Source organism: Leptospira weilii (genome assembly GCF_006874765.1).
Classification (GTDB): domain Bacteria; phylum Spirochaetota; class Leptospiria; order Leptospirales; family Leptospiraceae; genus Leptospira; species Leptospira weilii.
The window spans coordinates 2,675,473-2,695,056 of the sequence record NZ_CP040840.1 but is presented as its reverse complement, the minus strand read 5'-3'; the positions used below and the strand labels follow the sequence as shown (position 1 = coordinate 2,695,056).

The window sequence follows — 19,584 nt, the reverse complement described above, 5'->3', positions numbered from 1 at the left end:
CTAGAATTAACATGATTTCCCATTTTCCGAGCGGCATTCGAGTAGAATTTTTAGATTCTATTTCCTTGATTTCTAAACAAGAATGGAACTGTATCTCTGATCCCAAAAGTCCTTTCTTAGAATATGATTTTCTCAAATCCTTGGAAGTTTCTTGTTGTATCGGACCTTCCACTTCTTGGATTCAAAGATATTGTGTGCTTTGGAAAGAAGAGCGTCTTTCGGCCGTAATTCCTCTCTTTCTGAAATTCGATTCGTACGGGGAATATATCTTTGACTTTCAATGGGCTCAGTTTTTTTTACAAGCCGGACTCAAATACTATCCGAAAGGTCTTGTTGCAATTCCGTTTACTCCGGCCAATGGAAAAAGGATTTTATACGACACTCGTTTGAGTTTAAAAGAAGTCTGTTCTTATCTGATTCCGGAACTTCTTCAATTTTGTGAAAAAGAGGGTTTATCCGGAGTTCATTTTTTATTTCTAGAAAAGGAAGAAGCGGAGATTCTTTCCGAATACGGATTTGCAACGAGGCTTTCCCACCAGTATCATTGGATCAACGGAGGATATTCGAGCTTCGACGATTATTTGGGCGCCATGAAATCCAAGAAGAGAATGCAAATCAAACGGGAAAGAGAGATCGTTCGCGGTTACGAACTTGAGATTCGGATTCTGGAAGGAAACGAAATTTCTCGTTCGGACATGGACACGATCTGGAGTTTTTATTCGGACACTCATTCTCGCAAATGGGGTTCGGCGTATTTAAATCGAAAGTTCTTCGATTCTTCTTTTGAAAGTTTTTTGGATAGGATCGTTCTTGTTCTTGCGTATCGAGAAGGAAAACCCATTGCGGGTACTTTCAATCTTCGAAAGGGCGACTTTCTCTACGGAAGATATTGGGGTTGTACAGAGTATTATCCTCATCTTCACTTTGAATGCTGTTTTTATCAATTGATCGAGTATGCGATTCGAGAAAATATCAAAGTTTTCGAAGCGGGTGCGCAAGGTGAGCATAAATTTCTAAGAGGTTTTCCCGCGGTTCCTACGTATAGTTCTCATCGGATTTTTCATGCTGGGGCTAGAAATGCGATTGAACGTTTCTTAAAGGAGGAAAGATTGCACATGCAGGAAATGATCCAGGAAACCAATGAGCATTCTCCATTGAAGGAAGTGCAGACAAATGTCTACTTTCAGACGAAAACAACTTCGGACTGAGCCATGAGCGATATCTTTCGATTCGATACCGAAGAGCAAACTCTTACGAAAGAGAAGGTAAAACTGAAGCGTCCTTCCAAATACAGAGTTATCATACTCAACGACGATTTTACTCCGATGGAGTTTGTCGTTTGGATCTTACAATTCGTCTTTCACAGAAGCAAGGCGGAAAGCCAACAGATCATGTTAAAGGCGCACATAACTGGAAAAGCATTATGCGGCGTTTACTCGCACGATGTCGCAAGGACTAAGGTCATACAAGTTCAACAATTGGCGGAACAACACGGATATCCGCTTCATTGCACGATGGAAGTGGAAGAAGGAGAGGAGGGATTATGATTCTCACGGAAGAAATGGAACGTACCCTAAAAAAGGCTTGGGAAGAAGCCAAAAGAAGAAGAAACGAATTTATCACTTTAGAACATATCCTTTTCGCTCTTACTTATGATACGGTAGGTAAGGAGGTTTTGGAAGCCTGCGGGGCGGACATAGAACGTTTACGAAAGGATCTGATCGGTTATCTAGAAAGCGAATTGGAAGTTTTTCCAGAATCTTCCGGCGATGTGGATCCGATTTATACGATCGGAGTGCAACATGTTCTTCAACTCGCGGAGTTTCACGTTCAGTCGACAAGAAATAAAAAAATGGACGGAGGGGACGTTCTTGCCGCTCTTTTTCGGGAAGATCAATCGAATGCGGTTTATTTTTTAGGACTACAAGATATTTCCAGGCTTGACATCGTTCGTTATATCTCGCACGGAATCCGAAAAGATTCTAAAAAGCCCAGCAAGGAAATTTTGGGAGAAGAAAATGAAAAAATTTCCGATCCTTTACAAGCCTTTTGCGTGGATCTTACCGCGAGAGCCAAGGAAGGAAAACTCGATCCTATGGTCGGAAGGGAAGAGGAACTCGATCGTACTATTCATATTCTCTGTAGAAGAAGGAAAAATAATCCTATTTTTGTAGGCGAGGCAGGCGTCGGTAAAACCTCAATCGTAGAAGGACTTGCCCAAAGAGTTGTGGATGGAAAAGTTCCTGAACCATTAAAGAATTTGAAAGTATATTCTCTCGATATGGGACTCTTACTTGCCGGAACCAAATTTAGGGGAGAATTTGAAGAGAGACTGAAAAACGTAGTCACTCAAATCACGGCACAGAATGAGCACGTTCTATTTATCGACGAGATTCATACGATTATAGGCGCGGGTGCGGTTTCGGGCGGTTCTTTGGACGCTTCCAATTTATTAAAACCTGCGCTTTCCAGCGGAGAGCTTCGTTGTATAGGAACCACGACTTACAAAGAATTTAAATCTATATTCGAAAAAGATCATGCGCTTTCCAGAAGATTTCAAAAAGTAGAAGTAGGCGAACCTTCCGTTTTAGAAACGATAGAAATCTTAAAAGGTCTCTTGGGGAAATACGAGTCTTTCCATAAGGTGAAATACTCTTCTTCCGCCGTAGAACAGGCGGCGGAGTTGTCCGCTCGTTATATTTTAGATCGGAAACTTCCAGACAAGGCGATTGATCTTTTGGACGAGGCGGGAGCTAGGGTTCGGTTGAGAGAAGGTGGTAAAAAGACGGTTACTGTTCGAGAGATTGAGGACTTAGTCTCCAAGATCGCAAAAGTTCCTTCGGTTACGGTCAAAGCCGACGATCGCGAAAAACTAAAGAACTTGGATGAAGAATTAAAAACCAAGATCTACGGACAAGACGCCGCGATTGATCAGCTGGTTCAGTCGATTCGACTTTCTAGAAGTGGACTTTCCGAACCTGGAAAACCCGTCGGATGTTTTCTTTTTGCGGGACCAACCGGTGTCGGTAAAACCGAACTTACTCGAAAGTTAGCTGAAATTTTGGGTGTGGAACTCGTTCGCTTTGATATGAGCGAATATATGGAAAAACACACTGTGTCCCGTTTGATAGGTTCCCCTCCGGGTTACGTCGGTTTTGAACAAGGGGGACAACTCACGGACGCGGTCTATAGAAATCCGCATTGTGTGCTTTTGCTCGATGAGATTGAAAAAGCGCACGAGGATATTTATAATATTCTATTACAGATTATGGATCACGCTACGCTTACAGACAATAACGGAAGAAAGTCGGATTTTCGTCAGGTAATTCTTGTGATGACGACCAATACGGGAGCGCGTGAACGTTCTACAAATCCGGTAGGATTTGCAAATGATCTTTTGGAAGACAGAAGCCTGAAAGCGATCGAAAAACAGTTTTCTCCCGAGTTCAGAAACCGCCTCACTGCAGTGATCGAATTCTCCTCCCTAAATCAAGAAAATGTAACTAAAGTAGTTGCAAAACAGCTTGCCCTATTGCAGAAAAGATTGAATTCTAAACAAATTGAACTAGAGTTTCAGGATGATGTACTTGTTTACATCTCAGACAAAGCGTATACACCCGAGTTCGGCGCAAGACCCGTTCAAAGATGGATCGATACTCATATCTCAAAACGGATCTCCGAAGAAGTTCTTTTCGGAGCGTTGAAATCCGGAGGTAAAGTGAAACTGATTTCCGGAAAAGAGGGAATTGAAATGGAATTCACATCCGGAAAAAAATCCTGAAACTCAAATACCGGAATCCAATGAAACAAATTACAATTCGTATCATTCTGATACTTTTACTCTTCTCGTGTAGGGAAACTCCTCTTCTCATCGAGGGAAAAAGGATTTCTACAGATTTACTCGTAAGCCCTTCTCAGGGAAAAAAACACGTCGATTACTTCAGCGAAAGTAAGAATCTTATGATCGCAACTGATTCTCCCGAGGCCACTCAAGCCGGGATCGAAGTCGGGTCGTTAGGCGGAAACGTAGTGGACGTAGCCGTTGCAACCTCGTTTGCGATTTCGGTTACAAGACCGCATTCGACAGGGCTTGGTGGGGGAGGTTTTCTTATTCTTTATTTGAAAGAATTTTCGGAACCGATCGCTTTTGATTTTCGGGAAAGAGCTCCTAACGCGGCATCCAGAGATATGTATAAGAAAAAACCGAAAGAAGATTCCTTACTTGGGTTTCGAGCTGTGGGTGTTCCGGGTAATGTGGCGGGTCTTGTTCAGATTCAAAAACGTTACGGGAAACTTTCTCTCAAGACTGTAATTTCTCCCGCGATTCGATTGGCAGAAAAGGGATTTCCTATGTATCCTGATTTGCAGTCTGCGATTCAGAAGTCTTCGAAGGATATGGATCGGGAAATGAAAGGGATTTTTCTTCCCGGAGGAAAAGTTCCCGAGTTAAAAAGTGTTCTGGTTCAAAAGGATTTGGCGAATACTTTGAGGTTGATTTCCGAAACGGGTGAAAAGGAATTTTACAACGGAAAAATCGCAGACGCGATTACGACTGCGATGAAGGCCAATGGCGGATTGATAACTTCTCAAGATCTGAGAGATTTTAAGGTGATTGAAAAGAAAACTTTAAAGACTACGTATCGCGATTATACGATTTATACGATGCCTCCGCCTTCTTCTGGAATTCATCTCCTCACGATGTTATCGATGTTGGAGAAGGAATCTCTCAAAGAAACGTATGAAAAAGACCCGGCTTTGTATTATCATTTCGTTACGGAAGTGATGAGAAGGGGGTATGCGGACCGTGCGGTTTTCGGCGGTGATTCCGCTTTTACGAAAATACCTGTGAACCGTCTTCTTTCTAAGAAATACGCGGAGGAAAAAATTTCCGACTTCGATCCGAAAATCGCTTCTAGTAGTTCTTCTTTTCTAAAAACTCTTAACTTCGGCGCAGAATCTCCGCAGACTACTCATATTTCGGTAATGGATCGAGAGGGAAACTCAGTATCTACGACTCAGTCCATTAATTTTCGTTTCGGGGCTTCGGTTATGGCTCCCGGAACCGGAATTGTTTTGAACGATACGATGGATGATTTTAGCAGGGCTCCCGGAGAACCGAATGTATATGGTTTGATCGGTGCGGAGGCGAATTCTATTCTTCCCAAAAAGACTCCTTTGAGTAGTATGTCTCCGACCATCGTTTTTAAAGGAAAGGAATCCTTTTTAACCACTGGGGCACCGGGAGGAGCTTACATCGTCAACGCGGTTTTGCAATCTCTAGTCTACAATTTGGATTTCAATTTAACCTTGTATGAATCCGTCGCAAGGGGAAGAATTCATCACCAGCTTTTTCCAGACGCCGTGTTTATAGAAAAATCTGTGAATGAAAGAAACGTGTTCGACGGTCTTTCCTCGAAAAAGCACGATATCCGAATTGCTCCGAACTTTGCGAAACTGTTCTCGGTCAAAAGAGAGAACGGAATGCTCTACGGGGCTTCCGATCCACGTGGGGAAGGGGCCACTGGCGGACTTTGAAAACTAAGGAACTCATTCAATCGAAAATAGAGGAAGTATCCCTCGAAATTCTTTTGAGACATGCCGTAAAGGCCAAACACGGTTTGGAAAAGGAAAGCATGAGGGTAGGCCCCGATGGGATGCTCGCGAAAACTCCGCATCCGGCGCATTTGGGTTCGAGTTTAACCAATCATTATATCAAAACCGATTTTGCGGAGCCTCAGCTCGAATACGCGACCCATCCTCGTCCTAAGATCGAAGCGAATATTCGTGAATTACAAGATTTGCATATATATACGTTTCGTCAATTGGACAACGAACTCATCTGGCCTTTTAGTATGCCTCCGATTCTACCGAAGGATGAAAACGAAATTCCTCTCGGACAATACGGGACTTCCCATTCCGGGAGATGGAAAACGATCTATCGTCACGGATTGGGTCTTCGTTACGGAAGGAGAATGCAGACTATTTCCGGAGTTCACTATAATTTTTCTTTCTCGAAAGTTTTCCTTCGTCAATTTTTGGGAAAAAAAATTTCGAACTTTACGAAAGAGGAAATCTCCTCTCTTTATCTGCATGTGATTCGAAATTTTATGAGAAGGGTTCATTATTTGACCTACCTCACCGGATCTTCCGCTGTTTTCGATTCCACTTTTTTGCCGAATCCGGGAAATCTCAAATTCGAGGAACATAAGAATTTTACGTTATACTCTCCTTATGCCACTTCGCTCAGGATGAGCGAGATCGGATATACGAGTAAGGTTCAGGATACATTAGGAATTCATTATAATTCTTTGGAAGAATATGCGGAACGGATGTGTTACGCGGTTCATACCCCGTATCCTGGTTATGTTGCTTTTTCTCAAAATGCGGATGCTCAACTCAACCCGAATTATCTTCAGATCGAAAACGAATTTTATTCCCCGATTCGTCCGAAACAGGTTCCTAAGGGAGACGAAAGACCGTTAGACGCTCTTCTTCGAAGGGGAATCGAATACATAGAGATTCGTTCCTTGGACATCGATCCTTATTCTCCTGTGGGAGTTTGTAGGCTTAATCTCGCTTTTACCCAGTTGATTCTTTTGGACTCTTTGCTTAGCCCCTCTCCTTTGATTTCCGAAGAAGAGAATCTGATTTTAAAAGAAAATCTGGATTCCGTGATTTGGGAAGGAAGAAATCCGGAATTGAAAATCAATTCGAACGGAGCCAGGAAAAATTTTCAAGTAGCCGGAGCGGAATATTCGGAATCCTTGAGGCACTACGCAAAAATTTTGGATCTTCATACCAAAAAACGTATGTATCAGGAAGCAATCGACTTTCAGATCAGAAAGTGGAAGAATCCGGATAAGACCCCTTCCGGAAAATTACTTTCCGAAATTCTAAAACGTGATATTGAATTCAGAGATAAGGGAATGGAACTCGCTCGTGAAAATCGACGCGTTCTTTCTTATTTGGAATATTCTCCTGGAACTCTGATGAAGATAGAAAAAGAAGCGGTTCGTTCTTTTCAAGAAAAAGAACAATTGGAAAAAGAAGAGATCCAAACCCAATATCCCACCGTTAAATTATGCAATCACTGAAATTAAAGCCGGGTGAATTTTTTTCCCCGGAAATATTTACTCTGGAAGGATTCGAGGATCTGGAAATATCCACGCAGATTGTGATTCGAGACGCTCTCAATCGGGGTTTGGAAGTGGAGGTTTTGGATCGTAAGAATCATTTTTTAAGACTTAAAAACTCGAACGGATTCGTTCAATACGTAAAGGAAGCCTCTAAAACCGCTCTAGATTCCTATATGTCTTTTCTTGTGATGGAAAACAAAACGATTTCAAAAATTGTAATGCACGAGTCGGGACTTTTGGTTCCCGAGGGAGATAGTTTCGGAGATCCGGAATCGGCTTTCGTATTCTGGAAAAAGAATTCTGATCGAAAGATCGTCGTAAAACCAGTGACTACCAACTTTGGAATCGGGATCACGATTTTGACTCCGCATGCTTCCGAGGAAGACGCAAAGAAAGCGATTAAGATCGCGTTCAATCATTCTGAATCGGTAATTGTGGAGGAATTCGCAGAAGGGAACGAATATCGTTTTTTGGTGATTGGTACGGAAACCGTTGCGGTTTGTAATCGGGTTCCTGCTAACGTAACCGGTGACGGAATTCATACGATTGAAGAACTTGTTACTTTAAAAAACGAGGATAAAAGACGGGGAGTGGGGCATGTGACTCCGTTGGAAAAAATTCAATTAGGTGATACGGAACTGGACGTATTGCAGCAAGCCGGCTTTACGAAGAATTCGATTCCTCCCAAGGATCAAAAAGTTTTTTTAAGAAAGAATTCGAATATCAGCACGGGAGGAGACTCAATCGACGTGACGGATTGGGCCCATCCGTTTTATAAGGAACTGGCGGTCAAAGCGGCGCAGTTGGTCGGTGCGAAAATTTGCGGCGTAGATATAATCCTAAAAGATTTGGAAAAGCGGGAAGATTATCGAATTCTGGAGTTGAACTTCAATCCCGTTTTATATATTCATAATTATCCTTATGAAGGTAAAAACAGAGACGTCGGAAATAAAATTTTAGACTTACTCGGTTTTTAGAAAATCTTCTTTTTGAGTTTTACATACTTTACGATTTCTCTCGATTCGTACATCCTAATATCATCGTCAACCAGAAAGGGAACTTGGTTCTGTCCTCCGAGTTTCACTACTTCTTCCCTTCCTGGGGTTCCCCGACCGGCTTCCACGAGTTCGTAATCCTTACCTACGACGAGTTCCATGTTTTGAAACTCGTCCCTTACATAGGCGCAGTAAGGACAGGATTGAAACTGGTAGAGCTTCATCATCAATTTGAGATTCCCATTTTTTTCTGAAGATCTCCGGACTTTGCCATTTCCACCACGATATCGTGGCCGCCGATGAATTCTCCGTTGATATAAAGTTGCGGAATGGTCGGCCAATTTGCGTAGTCTTTGATTCCTTGGCGCATCGTTTCGTCCGAAAGAACGTTAAAGGACTCGAACGGGATTCCTAAGCTCCTTAAAACGTTAGACACACCGGCAGAAAAACCGCACATAGGCGCTTCCGGAGTTCCTTTCATAAAGAGAAAGACCTTACTAGTTCCTATCAAACCATTTATCTTTTGTTTTACTTCTTCGTTCATTCTCGTATCCTCGTTTCTAGTGCTAACGCGTGCACTTCTTGTTTTAGTTCCTCTTTCAGAGTTTCGTAGACCATTCTATGTTGTTCTAAAATGGATTTTCCTTCGAATCCTTTGTAAATCACAACTGCTTTGATATGCACTCCGTCCCGATAAGGATCTAAGATCGTTACCTTGGAATCGGGAAGACCGGATTCTATCTTATTTTTAATCTCGTCGATTGTCATCGTTCTTTCTTTAGACTTAAATTTTAGGTGATCTTTTTTTTTCAGCAGATCTCTTAGTTTTAGGATTTTGTACCCCTTTTTTGTTACAATCCAGAATTTAGTCCTGTTCTCTTGTTTCGAGAACGATCGCGTGTAAACCCCGGTCGATCCATGGTTTGAGAATGGAATATACCATTCTATGCTGCTCTACTTTTGATTTTCCCGAAAATTTCGAGGAAACCAATACGATTTTCATATGAGTTCCTTCCGGTTTATTTTCCGGATTTCCAGTATGGCCTGCGTGTTCCGCGCTCAAATCTTCGACTTCCAACCTGTGAGGATTCAAGGAAGAATTTAAAAGGAAACGGATTTCTTCGGAGACGCTCATAGCCTGGAGGATTGGTTAATTTCGGATTCCGATCCCTTTTTTCAATAAATGTACGGAGAGAATATATAACGATAAGGTTGCTGCTCCAATCATAGAAAGAGCGAACCACGGTTCAATATCGCTCACTCCTAAAAATCCGTAACGGAACGCGTTCACCATATATAAAATCGGATTCAACTTGGAAACGTTCTGCCAAAATGGAGGAAGCATTTGGATCGAATAGAAAACTCCCCCTAAATACGTTAAAGGAGTTAAAATAAAAGTTGGGATGATTGTCACGTCGTCGAACTTTTTTGCGTAGAGCGCATTTAACAATCCCCCTAAAGAAAACAAAAGAGAACTTAAAAACACGGTGGCGATTAACATCGGGAAATGATACACTTCCAATTCTGTGAAGAAGAGGGAAATCGCGATCACGAGGACTCCGATCGACATTCCTCGAATGACTCCGCCGACCGTAAAGCCGAGTACTATCAAAGAGGGAGGAGTGGGTGAAACCAAAATCTCCTCTATGTTCTTTTGAAACTTTGCCCCGAAAAAGGAGGAAACTACGTTGTTATACGAATTGATGATCACCGACATCATCACAAGGCCCGGAACGATAAATTGGATATAGGTGTGATTTCCAATACTGCCGATTTGAGAACCGATCAATTTTCCGAAGATGATGAAGTAAAGCGTGATTGTGATTCCTGGAGGAATGATTGTTTGAATCCAGATGCGTAGAATTCGAATCGTTTCCTTGATGACGATTGTCTTGAATGCGTTGTATTTTTCGATTAAATTCATAATTTTTTCTCCACTAATTTAAGGAAGAGTTCTTCCAAGCGGTTGGATTTATTTCTCATACTACTGATCTTGATCCCGTTTCCATCAAGGAGCTTAAATAAATCGTTGAGAGAAGCGTCTCCGTAGATGGAGGCTTCGAGCGTGGAATTATCCGTTTGTTTAATATCTATACCTGGAATCGTTTTGTGCGAATTGAGTTGACCCGTAAAATCCAAGATAAAAGTCTCATGATCTAACTTTTGAAGAAGATCTTTCATAGAAGTATTCTCCACGATCTTCCCTTCGTCTATGATCGCTATGTTTCTACAAAGGCTTTCCGCTTCTTCTAAATAATGGGTCGTGAGAATAACCGTGATTCCGGATACGTTGAGTTTTTGAAGAAATTCCCAAAGAGATCTTCTGAGTTCGATATCCACGCCTGCGGTCGGTTCGTCCAGGATCAAAATTTTCGGGCTGTGAATGAGCGCTCTTGCGATCATGAGCCTCCGTTTCATTCCACCGGAAAGTTTGCCCGCTGATTCTTTTCTTTTTTCGTAGAGTCCGAGTTGTTGCAGATACTTCAATGCGCTTTCGGTGGCGATCTTTCGATCCATACCGTAGTAACCGCCTTGGTTGATTACGATTTGATCCACTCTTTCGAAAACATTGAAGTTGAATTCCTGAGGGACGACTCCGATATATGCTTTCGCTTTGGCAAGGTCGGTATCTATATTGGCGTCGAAAATTTGAATCTTCCCCGAAGTTTTGTTCACTAAAGAACTCAAGATTCCGATCGTTGTGGATTTTCCGGCTCCGTTCGGGCCAAGAAGCGCGAAAAAATCCCCTTTTTCCACGTTAAGGCTGATTCCTTTAAGGGCGGTGACTCCACCTGCGTACGTTTTGACTAAATTCTCAATTTGCAGAGCAAATTTCATAGATTCTAAATTTTCCCATTATTCTTTTATTTGTAAAAGTTCACTTGCTTTTCTGGCCGCATTACGTGCAATTTCGGGTAACGCAGGATGTATATATATCATTCTTAAAAGGTCGTCTAAATTTCCGTCGATAGTCATCAAGAGGATAAAAAGATGAATCACATTGGAAGCTTCGTCTCCGATCGCGTGTGCTCCTAAAACTTTTCTCGATTTTTTATCCACGAGAATTTTCACGAATCCGGAATCGGAAAGCCGCGCCATTCCGGTCGCGCTGGCACTGTACGGATTTTTAGCGGCGACATAATCGATTCCTTCTTGAACGAGTTGTTCTTCCGTTTTTCCTACTCTGGCTACCTGAGGATGTGTAAAAACTGCGTGCGGAATCGGAGGATAATTGATCGGAGTCTTTTTCTTTTCTTGGTATAAGGTGCGGAATAAAAATTCTCCTTCGAAATTTACGGAATGTCTGTAAAAATATTTTCCGGTGATATCACCTAATGCGTAAACTTCGGGAGAAGTGGTTTCTAAGTATTCGTTTACGATAATGTAACCGTTTGCATCGGTTTGGATTTTAGTATTCGACAAATTCAAAAGATCAGTATTGGGTCGGATTCCGGTTGCGACCAAAAGCGCTTCTGATTGAAGTTGTAATTTTTTTCCATTCGCTTCGACTTCGATATGAAACATTTTCTCTTTATATTCTAATTTATGAATATTTGTGTGGAGTAGGACATTGTGTTCTTTGGTAAAAACCCGTTCAAACTCGTTTACGATATCCCCGTCTTCGTTTTTGAGGATTTTACTTCGAACTAAAAAAGTAACCTCGCTTCCGAACGCAGAGTACGCAAAACCCAATTCCAAAGCGATAAAACCGCCTCCGATTACGACCAAGGATTTTGGAAGATCGGTTCTGCGAAGGGCTTCTCTACTTGTCATATAAGGAGTCCCGGCAAGGCCCGGAATATTCGGGATTGAAGGTCTTGCACCTGACGCGATAAAAATTCTTTTTGCGGTCAGTTGTTCTCCGTTTACGGTGATCACTTTATCTGAAACAAAACTTGCGGTCCCTTGGATGTAGGTGATATTCGGATTTTTATCGTACGCCGGAAGAATCGATGCAGATTCTTCGTCCACCGTTTTTGAAACTCTTTCTATGAGAGATTTAAAATCGACTTTAGGTTTGCCGGGAAATGAGATTTGAAATTTCTCCGAATTCTTAGCAAGAGAAAGAATTTCAGCTGGATAAATCAACATCTTGGAAGGAATACATCCGCGATTGAGGCAGGTTCCTCCGGGAGATTCTTTTTCGATTACCGCAACTTTATAACCGATTTTGGAAGGAGGTGTGATTAGTTTGGTTCCTCCTCCCGTACCAATTACGATAATGTCATATTCTTTCATAAAAAGAACCGCCTCGGTTACAGATTCTAACCTTGTGGCCAAGAGGGCAAACTATTTCTAGAGTAAATTCACCATTGATCTCGTAAAGAACGAAGGAAAATGAAAAAGGAAGTCGGATCATTATCGAGAAGCTGCTTAGAAGCGATCTTTTTCGAAACGTTTTCTCGAAGTTCAAGGGAAGGTTTATCACACTGAAAAAACGTATTGATTTTTCTTTCTTTTCCGAGGTTGGTTGTGAGGAATTCCACATTCTTGGGTAGACGGGAACATTCTTCCAAAGTACGAATTGCATCTTGGTTGGAAGGATTAAGGGAAAGTGTGAACTTTAAATTCGTTTCGAGATAATCATGGCCGGGATAGAGAAGAATCTCTTCTCCCAAAGGATAGAATTGTTCCAAAATCGTTTTTGCAAGAACTTCCGGGTCGCCGCCTCGATGACAGTTTCCGACTCCCGCGTTAAAAATTGTATCCCCTGTAAAAATCGCCTTCGCTTTTTGATTTTCAACGAGAAGTAAACATACATGACAAAATGTATGACCGGGCGTATCTAGAATTTCCAAATATTCTTTAGAAGAACGAAGAAGGCGATCTCCTTTCTTGAGAGGATGAGTTGCGTGTGGAATTTTGCCGATGCCTCCGGGATGAGAATATACCGTGCACCCGTATCTTTGAACAAGCCCCGTGTTACCGGACGTATGGTCTCCGTGTTCGTGTGTATTCAGAAGAAGGTCTAATTTCCAACCTTTGGAATCCAGAAATTTTTCGATCTGTTCGGAATCGTAAGGATCGATGGAAAGGGTTTCGGAGGTTTCGGAGTTTCTGAGAATGTAGGTGAAGTTTCGGAGAGGACTGTTTGTATAGATCCGAAAGACTTCCAGAAAACGACCTTAATGAATGATATCCAGGTGTTTGTCGAGATTCGCGATTTTCAAAATCGTCATAACGTCTCTGCTGATGTTTTTGAGCTTGAGAGAACCGTTCCGTTCCGTTACGTATTTTTGGGAGTTGAAAATGGCCCCAATCCCGGAAGAATCCAGATACGCGTCTCCCGAAAAATCAAGGACGATATCGATAAAACCTTCGCCGTGCTTTTTAATGATGAGTTCTTTGAGAGCGAATGCGTTTTTAAGGCTGATACTCCCTTGAATTCGAATCGTGCAAGTTGTGCCTTCTGTGAGAATTTCTGTATTAAAGCTTTCCACGTTTGTATTACCCAGAATCTGTTATAAATCCTATTCGACCGACGTACTCGGTAAACAAAATTTTTCCTAATCCTACCTTAACTCATAAGAAATTTTTCGTAAATAAAGAAGAATTCGCTGGAAATCCTGATAGAATCGATAATTCTGGATAGCATTTTCCTAAAAATCATCCGCTTATCGGAATTGTCTTTTAAAATTATGCGCATAAAATTTTGGGGTGTACGCGGCTCGATTTCCTCCTCTGTTCGAGGAGAATCGATTCGAAATAAGGTACAGAAGATTCTCGGGCTCGCGACTCCCGCAGATATACAAAGTCCCGACGCGATCGATACTTTTCTCGATTCTCTTTCCCTTTCCAGTTGGAGCACTTACGGAGGTAATACGACCTGTATCGAAATTCGAGACAAGAAAGACAATTTAGTTATCATAGACGGCGGTACTGGAATCAGAGAATTAGGAAATTCCATTTTACACGAAGGTTTTTTAGAAGGGAAGGGAAAGGCAAAGTGGATTTTCACTCACACACATTGGGATCATATTCAAGGAGTTCCTTTTTTTGTTCCTCTGTATGCTCCGGGGAATACATTCGATATTTTGAGTTCCGTAGACAATTTAGAAGAGCGACTTAAGTACCAGCATAGTTTTACCCATTTTCCGGTTCCTTATGACGGATTTCGAGCCACGAAAAATTTTAAGTTTATTCCGGAAGGAAAAGCGTTTCCGGTAACAGAATCCATCTCCGCGATTTCCAAGTCGGTTCGTCATCCGGGAGGAAGTTTTTCCTACCGTTTCGAGGAGGAAGGAAAATCTCTCATCTTCGCTTCGGATGCGGAGTTTAATTTAGATGAGATGGAAAATATTCAGGACTATTTAAATTATTTCCGGGGGGCGGACGTTCTCGTTTTCGATACCCAATATACGTTCGAAGAATCCTTACAAAAAATCGACTGGGGTCATAGTTCCGCTTCTATGGCCACAGATATCGCTTTGCGTGCAAACGTGAAAAAACTTGTGATGTTTCATCACGATCCTTCCTATGACGACGAAAAATTGGATGCGGTTTATTTGAGAGCCTTAAAATACAAAGAGATGTTCGATCCGCACAATCAGCTTGAGATCATCATGGCGTACGAAGGCCTGGAACTGGAAGTATAACTTGCAATTTTTCTAATATTAAAATTCGGATTTAACCTTTCATTTAAAACTTTTGGGAGAATCTTTCATGAGCGATTATATCATCGGGATTGATGCTGGAACCACTGGAATTCGAATTTTTTGTTTTAACAGATCCGGGAACGTGATTTCGAGTTCTTATTCCGAATTCAAACAGTACTATCCGGAATCGGGTTGGGTGGAGCATGACGCGGAAGAGATTTGGGCAAAAACTGAAAAACTGATCATCAAAGCGATTCGTAATGGAAAATTAAGTCCTTCCAAGGCGGTCGCGATCGGGATCACCAATCAAAGAGAGACCACCGTACTGTTCGATAAGGATACGGGCAAGCCGGTTTATAATGCAATCGTATGGCAATGTAGGAGAACGGCCGGAATTTGCACGGATCTAAAGTCGAAGGGTTTGGAACCGCTTTTCCGCAAAAAAACGGGACTCGTTTTGGACGCATACTTCAGCGGAACAAAAATTCAATGGATCCTGGAAAATGTGAAAGGCGTGAAAGCGAGAGCCGAAAAGGGAAAAATATTTTTTGGAACCATCGATACGTATTTGCTCCATCGGCTGACCAACGGAAAATCGCATAAAACGGATCATACGAATGCAAGTAGGACTTTAATCTACAATATAGAAAAGAAGGAATGGGACAAGGAATTGACTCAGATCCTTGGAATTCCGGATTCTATTCTTCCCGAAGCGCATAACTCTAGTTCTCTTTTCGGAAGAACGGAGAAGGTGAAAGGGCTTCCGGACGGAATCCCGATTTCTTCTCTGGTTGGAGATCAACAGGGTGCCTTATTCGGTCAACTTTGCACAGAGCCGGGGGAAGCGAAAAACACCTACGGAACCGGATGTTTTCTTTTGTTTAACACTGGAAATAATTTTCAGATTTCAAGGAACAATCTACTTACGACTCTTGGATGTGGCCCGGAAGGAAAGACGGTTTATTGTTTGGAAGGTTCCGTTTTTATCGGAGGTGCCGTCGTTCAATTTTTAAGAGATAATCTGAAGTTTTTCAAAGAGTCCAAGGTTTCCGAAAAATTCGCTTCCTCCGTTAAGAAGGAAGACGAGGTTGTGTTTGTTCCCGCGTTCACTGGACTCGGCGCTCCGTATTGGGATATGAATGCAAGAGGTGCGATTTTGGGTCTGACGAGAGATACGACCGCGGAACAAATTACGAAAGCGGCGTTGAAATCGATCGCACTTCAATCGTATGAACTTGTGGAAGCGATGGAGAACGATACCGGTTCAAAATTAAAAGTTCTCAAAGTGGATGGGGGAGCCACCGGAAACTCCTGGCTGATGCAGTATCAATCCGATGTGTTGGGAAAACGCGTAATTCGTCCTTTGAATGTGGATACGACTGTACTGGGTGCGGCTTTTTTAGCTGGACTTGAAAGAGGATTTTTTCCCTCTGTTGCGGATCTGAAGAAAAAAATCAAAGTAAGTAAAGAGTTTTCCCCTCAGATGAAAGTGGCACAGAGGGAAAAGGAAATTCGGATCTGGAAGGATTCCGTTCGAAGAATCCGCACCGATCAATAGTCGAACCCTAATAAACAAAATTCGAATGTTTTTCTTTGGGAATTGATTCCGGCTCCGCAAAGAATTCGGAACTCCGAAAAGAGAGGGATTTCAAGGATTCTTCCAGGTGGTATCTTTAAAAAGAATTGCTCGTCCCTTTCTCGTTTGGAAATAAGCGTATCCATTCGAACAATTTCCACCCATTCTAAAATTTGAAAAAAGATTTCTTTTTCGGTAACCGCATAAAGCTCGATCGCACGGACTCCCGAGACTTGAAAATTAAATTTTGATGTTTGAGGAAGACTTTGAAATTCGATTTTTATTTTTTGATTGGGGACGATTTTAGAGTCGTCTGTATTTTCTTGATAAATCTTAAATATTCCATTTTCATAATATATTTTTCTTGAAAAGTTCTTAAAAATCTCCTTTTCGATCGTTTCCTCCAGAGATTCCCCCGCTTCCGGTTTTTTAATCGGAGAATTGAGGATGGATTTCAGCTTATTCTTGGATATGTTTTTTTCAATCATTGTTTTGACCGGCACAGAAAGTTTGGAATAGGAGAAGCGGATGATCCTTTCGTCCATCGTATTCAAAATCCGGTTTAGAAAAGGGCCGTGAATCAAAGGAAGAATTTCGATCTGAAATATTTGGTCCTTTAGGAATGACGCGAAATCGGGTTCGTGACTGAATAAATTGGATACGATCGTTTGTTCTTCGGCGGGAGTTCCCGCAAAAAGAATTTTGATCAAACGAAAAAGGTATGATTTTTGTTTTGGATTGAAGTAGAGGGATTCTATCTTTTTCCCCACTTCGAGTTCGGACAATTCCGGATTTACGATGTCTTTCAAAGACAGATAACGTGTCGAAACCATCTTGTTTCTTCTTTGTCGATACAAGCTGAAGTTTCCGGTTTTTACGGTGCCGATGGAAGTAAGATTCGATTCTCCCCTCGCAATTCGAAAAGGAATAGATCCGACTGGAAGATATGGATTTTGTTGAATCGGATATTTTGTATTGTTTGCGATTTCAAAGGACGGTTCGGGGAAACGTTCGCCTTTGGAAAAAATTTTTCCTTCTTCAAAACTCAGGTAAGCCATAAAATCGATCGATTTGTGGGAAAACGAAATCCGATTCCATTCTAAAAAATATAAAAATCGAGGAATGATGGCGGGGGATGCAAATAAAAATGGAAGTTCCTCGATTTCCTCGGATTGAAAATCGTAAAAAGGATCTATTTTCGATTTCAATCGGACGATCGAGTCTGGATTTGCCAGAACGAAAATGTAATTTGTTCCTTCTTCTAAAAGCACGTTAGTTTACTGAAGGCTTGTCATTGATTTGCGATTTCAATTGGAAAATCCGTTTTATTGAAAAACTACGGGCCCCGTTTTACGGGATAAACAGATTTTTAAAAGGATTGGCGTAACGTATCTGGAATGGGAGCGGAAAGCCCCGGAGAGTGGTAGTTCTTTTTTGTGAGTTTGGACACGAGCGCTTTTTTGAAATCGTTGAAATTGTATTCAACTTTTAGAATGCGAACTTCATCCTCCAACCCAAATGGAATGAATTCTATGATTTCTTCCTCAGTCATTCCTGTAACCAAGGTAACGTCGTGGAGAATTCTTCCCAATTTGCGCACATCCCTTACTTCGAGCGGGATCAGATTTAGAATTTTGATTTCAAGTTCGTTCAGTTCAAGCATTATCACTTCTTGCGAATCATTAGGATGGTCATGTCGTCTTGAATTCTTCCGTTTGTATGTTTTAAAATTTCGGCAAAAAGATCATCGGCGATTTCTCCGAGATGGTTTTTGGGAACCTCTTCCAAAAAGCGAAACAAACTTTCTCCGAAATACAAGTTTCCGTTATTTTTCTGTTCGTAGAGTCCGTCTGTAAAGCAAAATACGATATCTCCGGATTCCAGATGAAAACAGTTTTTGCTTTGCACGTTTTTCAAACATGCGTTCATGGTGGTGGATATGAATTTCCCGTCGGTTTCCATAATTCGGTTTTCTCCGGTTCTTTTTTTATAGATCACAAAACTCGGATGGAGACCCGAATATTCCACGTTTCCCTGTTTATCGGCTTTGATCAAAAGAAAAGTCGCATATAAATTGGAATTGATCGTTGGATTTTGTTCTGTCCTTTTGAGAAGATCTTCGTTGATGTCTTCTATCACTTTGTAAGGATTTGAGTCGTGTTTTACCAATAAGGCCATCTTTTGGAAAATCATCATACTGAAAATTCCTGCCTGATAACCGTGTCCGACGGAATCTCCGATTCCGATCCAATAGTTTCCTTGCGGATCGGTTAAAAAATTATAAAAATCGCCTCCGATCGGATTATAAGTGAGGGTTCTTCCTTGGATTTCGTAGTTTTCATCGTCTATCGGTATAGGAAACAGATAATTCTGCATTCTATAGTCGCCTTTACGGTAACGTTTCGTTGTCTTTTCCTGGACTTCATCTTTCGAAAGTATTTTTTCGGTTGAAAATAATATAAAAGAAACATAATTTACTAAATAAATAAAAATGAGAATGATCAAATAGAGGACGATTCTTACTTTCGAAGAAAACGATCGGGTTTGCAGAAAGACGATGGCGATTGTCAAACAAATCAGATTTATACTAAGCAAAAGCCAGCCGACTCTTTGAAAGTAGCTTTTGATATGATCCGTTAAATTCATGGTTTGTAAAAATAAGCGTGAAATTGAAATTCCTTCTTAAGAAAGTTTTTTCTCGCTATTTGAAAATATTTATCTTCTAAATAAGGCCTACTTACTCCGTCCAAGAGCCCGTATCTTTTTTCCTGATATCCCGACTCATACAATAATGGGACGAGAGTTTTTGTAGAAGAATCATAATGATACAACAATTTGTGATGAAACGGAAGATATTCGATTTGAAATGCTTCTCCATTTCCCTGAAAGAATACTTCGCCTTTCCGATTTGTTTCGAGTAAGACCCAATTTCCCGATACGGAATACTTTCCTTTTCCGCTTATGATATGAGTTGTGTACTCGTTTCTGTCCTTCACTTCCCGCCTCATAGATTTTTCGAACGTGCGGTCTTCCGGGTTTAGAAAAATTCTTTCCCGAACCGTATTTTTGTAAAAGAGGGTATTTCGATGCGATCTTTCCGGTCGATTTCGTACATAAATTCCGCCCGGAATTTTTCCGGAATCCGTTTCTAAAGTGGAATTTGGAGGAAGTTCTCGAATCCATTCGGGGGAACAGCAAAACAAAAGGACGGATGTAAGAAAAAGAGGTTTTAGATTTGGAAGAAAAGAGAGTTTTCTAAGATCCAAATAAGCCCTCCTTTC

21 protein-coding genes are annotated in these 19,584 nt (G+C 41.4%); 8 read left to right on the top strand and 13 right to left on the bottom strand.

Annotation, left to right across the window (positions count from 1 at the left end):
• Positions 1–11: 11 nt before the first annotated feature.
• From FHG67_RS12970 to gshAB, 6 genes are read left to right on the top strand one after another with little or no spacing between them, the layout of a single operon-like run.
• Positions 12–1,208, top strand: a complete 1,197-nt coding sequence (locus tag FHG67_RS12970; RefSeq protein ID WP_002626635.1) for a GNAT family N-acetyltransferase — start codon at positions 12–14, stop codon at positions 1,206–1,208.
• A 3-nt stretch (positions 1,209–1,211) separates the two neighbouring features.
• Positions 1,212–1,547 (top strand): ATP-dependent Clp protease adapter ClpS, encoded by a 336-nt coding sequence (clpS, locus tag FHG67_RS12965; protein ID WP_002626657.1) that lies wholly within the window; start codon positions 1,212–1,214, stop codon positions 1,545–1,547.
• Positions 1,544–3,781: an ATP-dependent Clp protease ATP-binding subunit ClpA gene (clpA, locus tag FHG67_RS12960; protein WP_004498198.1), complete on the top strand. Its 2,238-nt coding sequence runs from the start codon at positions 1,544–1,546 to the stop codon at positions 3,779–3,781. Before clpS ends, clpA begins: the two co-directional genes overlap by 4 nt.
• A 20-nt stretch (positions 3,782–3,801) precedes the next feature.
• Positions 3,802–5,535, top strand: a complete 1,734-nt coding sequence (ggt, locus tag FHG67_RS12955) for a gamma-glutamyltransferase (protein ID WP_002626646.1) — start codon at positions 3,802–3,804, stop codon at positions 5,533–5,535.
• Positions 5,532–7,094 carry a glutamate--cysteine ligase gene (gene gshA / locus FHG67_RS12950; RefSeq protein WP_004498220.1) on the top strand — a complete coding sequence of 521 codons (1,563 nt, stop codon included), beginning with the start codon at positions 5,532–5,534 and terminating at the stop codon, positions 7,092–7,094. Before ggt ends, gshA begins: the two co-directional genes overlap by 4 nt.
• On the top strand, positions 7,082–8,113 hold the full coding sequence (gene gshAB, locus FHG67_RS12945; protein ID WP_004499949.1) for a bifunctional glutamate--cysteine ligase GshA/glutathione synthetase GshB: 1,032 nt from the start codon (positions 7,082–7,084) through the stop codon (positions 8,111–8,113). Before gshA ends, gshAB begins: the two co-directional genes overlap by 13 nt.
• Here gshAB and FHG67_RS12940 read toward each other — a convergent pair.
• From FHG67_RS12940 to FHG67_RS12895, 9 genes are all read right to left on the bottom strand, one after another.
• Positions 8,110–8,358, bottom strand: a complete 249-nt coding sequence (locus tag FHG67_RS12940; RefSeq protein WP_002626641.1) for a glutathione S-transferase N-terminal domain-containing protein — start codon at positions 8,356–8,358, stop codon at positions 8,110–8,112. The two genes, gshAB and FHG67_RS12940, sit on opposite strands and share 4 nt — an antisense overlap.
• A complete protein-coding gene (grxD, locus tag FHG67_RS12935; RefSeq protein WP_002626627.1) occupies positions 8,358–8,675 on the bottom strand; it encodes a Grx4 family monothiol glutaredoxin in 318 nt (105 codons plus the stop codon). Before grxD ends, FHG67_RS12940 begins: the two co-directional genes overlap by 1 nt.
• Complete coding sequence (locus tag FHG67_RS12930; protein ID WP_002626639.1) at positions 8,672–8,899, bottom strand: BolA/IbaG family iron-sulfur metabolism protein; 228 nt, start codon at positions 8,897–8,899, stop codon at positions 8,672–8,674. Before FHG67_RS12930 ends, grxD begins: the two co-directional genes overlap by 4 nt.
• A 97-nt stretch (positions 8,900–8,996) precedes the next feature.
• Complete coding sequence (locus FHG67_RS12925; RefSeq protein WP_004498227.1) at positions 8,997–9,266, bottom strand: BolA family protein; 270 nt, start codon at positions 9,264–9,266, stop codon at positions 8,997–8,999.
• A 15-nt stretch (positions 9,267–9,281) separates the two neighbouring features.
• A complete protein-coding gene (locus FHG67_RS12920) occupies positions 9,282–10,055 on the bottom strand; it encodes an ABC transporter permease (protein ID WP_002626637.1) in 774 nt (257 codons plus the stop codon).
• On the bottom strand, positions 10,052–10,969 hold the full coding sequence (locus FHG67_RS12915) for an ABC transporter ATP-binding protein (protein WP_142499813.1): 918 nt from the start codon (positions 10,967–10,969) through the stop codon (positions 10,052–10,054). Before FHG67_RS12915 ends, FHG67_RS12920 begins: the two co-directional genes overlap by 4 nt.
• An 18-nt stretch (positions 10,970–10,987) precedes the next feature.
• Positions 10,988–12,370, bottom strand: coding sequence for a dihydrolipoyl dehydrogenase (locus FHG67_RS12910; protein ID WP_039941571.1), 1,383 nt, complete (start codon positions 12,368–12,370; stop codon positions 10,988–10,990).
• 68 nt (positions 12,371–12,438) lie between these two features.
• Entirely contained in the window at positions 12,439–13,092 is a 654-nt protein-coding gene (locus FHG67_RS12905; RefSeq protein WP_139356630.1) for a hydroxyacylglutathione hydrolase C-terminal domain-containing protein, read from the bottom strand.
• A 165-nt stretch (positions 13,093–13,257) separates the two neighbouring features.
• Positions 13,258–13,572, bottom strand: coding sequence for an STAS domain-containing protein (locus tag FHG67_RS12895; RefSeq protein WP_002626623.1), 315 nt, complete (start codon positions 13,570–13,572; stop codon positions 13,258–13,260).
• Positions 13,573–13,770: 198 nt separating this feature from the next.
• Between FHG67_RS12895 and FHG67_RS12890 the strand changes: the two genes are divergently transcribed.
• The gene (locus FHG67_RS12890) at positions 13,771–14,727 is read left to right on the top strand and encodes an MBL fold metallo-hydrolase (RefSeq protein ID WP_002745677.1); all 957 of its coding nucleotides are present in this window, start codon (positions 13,771–13,773) and stop codon (positions 14,725–14,727) included.
• A gap of 67 nt (positions 14,728–14,794) precedes the next feature.
• Positions 14,795–16,285 carry a glycerol kinase GlpK gene (gene glpK / locus FHG67_RS12885; RefSeq protein ID WP_002623523.1) on the top strand — a complete coding sequence of 497 codons (1,491 nt, stop codon included), beginning with the start codon at positions 14,795–14,797 and terminating at the stop codon, positions 16,283–16,285.
• Here glpK and FHG67_RS12880 read toward each other — a convergent pair.
• From FHG67_RS12880 to FHG67_RS12865, 4 genes are all read right to left on the bottom strand, one after another.
• Positions 16,279–17,574 (bottom strand): hypothetical protein, encoded by a 1,296-nt coding sequence (locus FHG67_RS12880; protein ID WP_016760747.1) that lies wholly within the window; start codon positions 17,572–17,574, stop codon positions 16,279–16,281. The genes glpK and FHG67_RS12880 overlap by 7 nt on opposite strands.
• A 98-nt stretch (positions 17,575–17,672) precedes the next feature.
• A complete protein-coding gene (locus FHG67_RS12875) occupies positions 17,673–17,966 on the bottom strand; it encodes a hypothetical protein (protein ID WP_002623534.1) in 294 nt (97 codons plus the stop codon).
• A gap of 2 nt (positions 17,967–17,968) precedes the next feature.
• Positions 17,969–18,949, bottom strand: a complete 981-nt coding sequence (locus FHG67_RS12870) for a PP2C family protein-serine/threonine phosphatase (RefSeq protein ID WP_002623526.1) — start codon at positions 18,947–18,949, stop codon at positions 17,969–17,971.
• Positions 18,946–19,569 carry a hypothetical protein gene (locus FHG67_RS12865; RefSeq protein ID WP_002623501.1) on the bottom strand — a complete coding sequence of 208 codons (624 nt, stop codon included), beginning with the start codon at positions 19,567–19,569 and terminating at the stop codon, positions 18,946–18,948. Before FHG67_RS12865 ends, FHG67_RS12870 begins: the two co-directional genes overlap by 4 nt.
• Positions 19,570–19,584 lie beyond the last annotated feature (15 nt).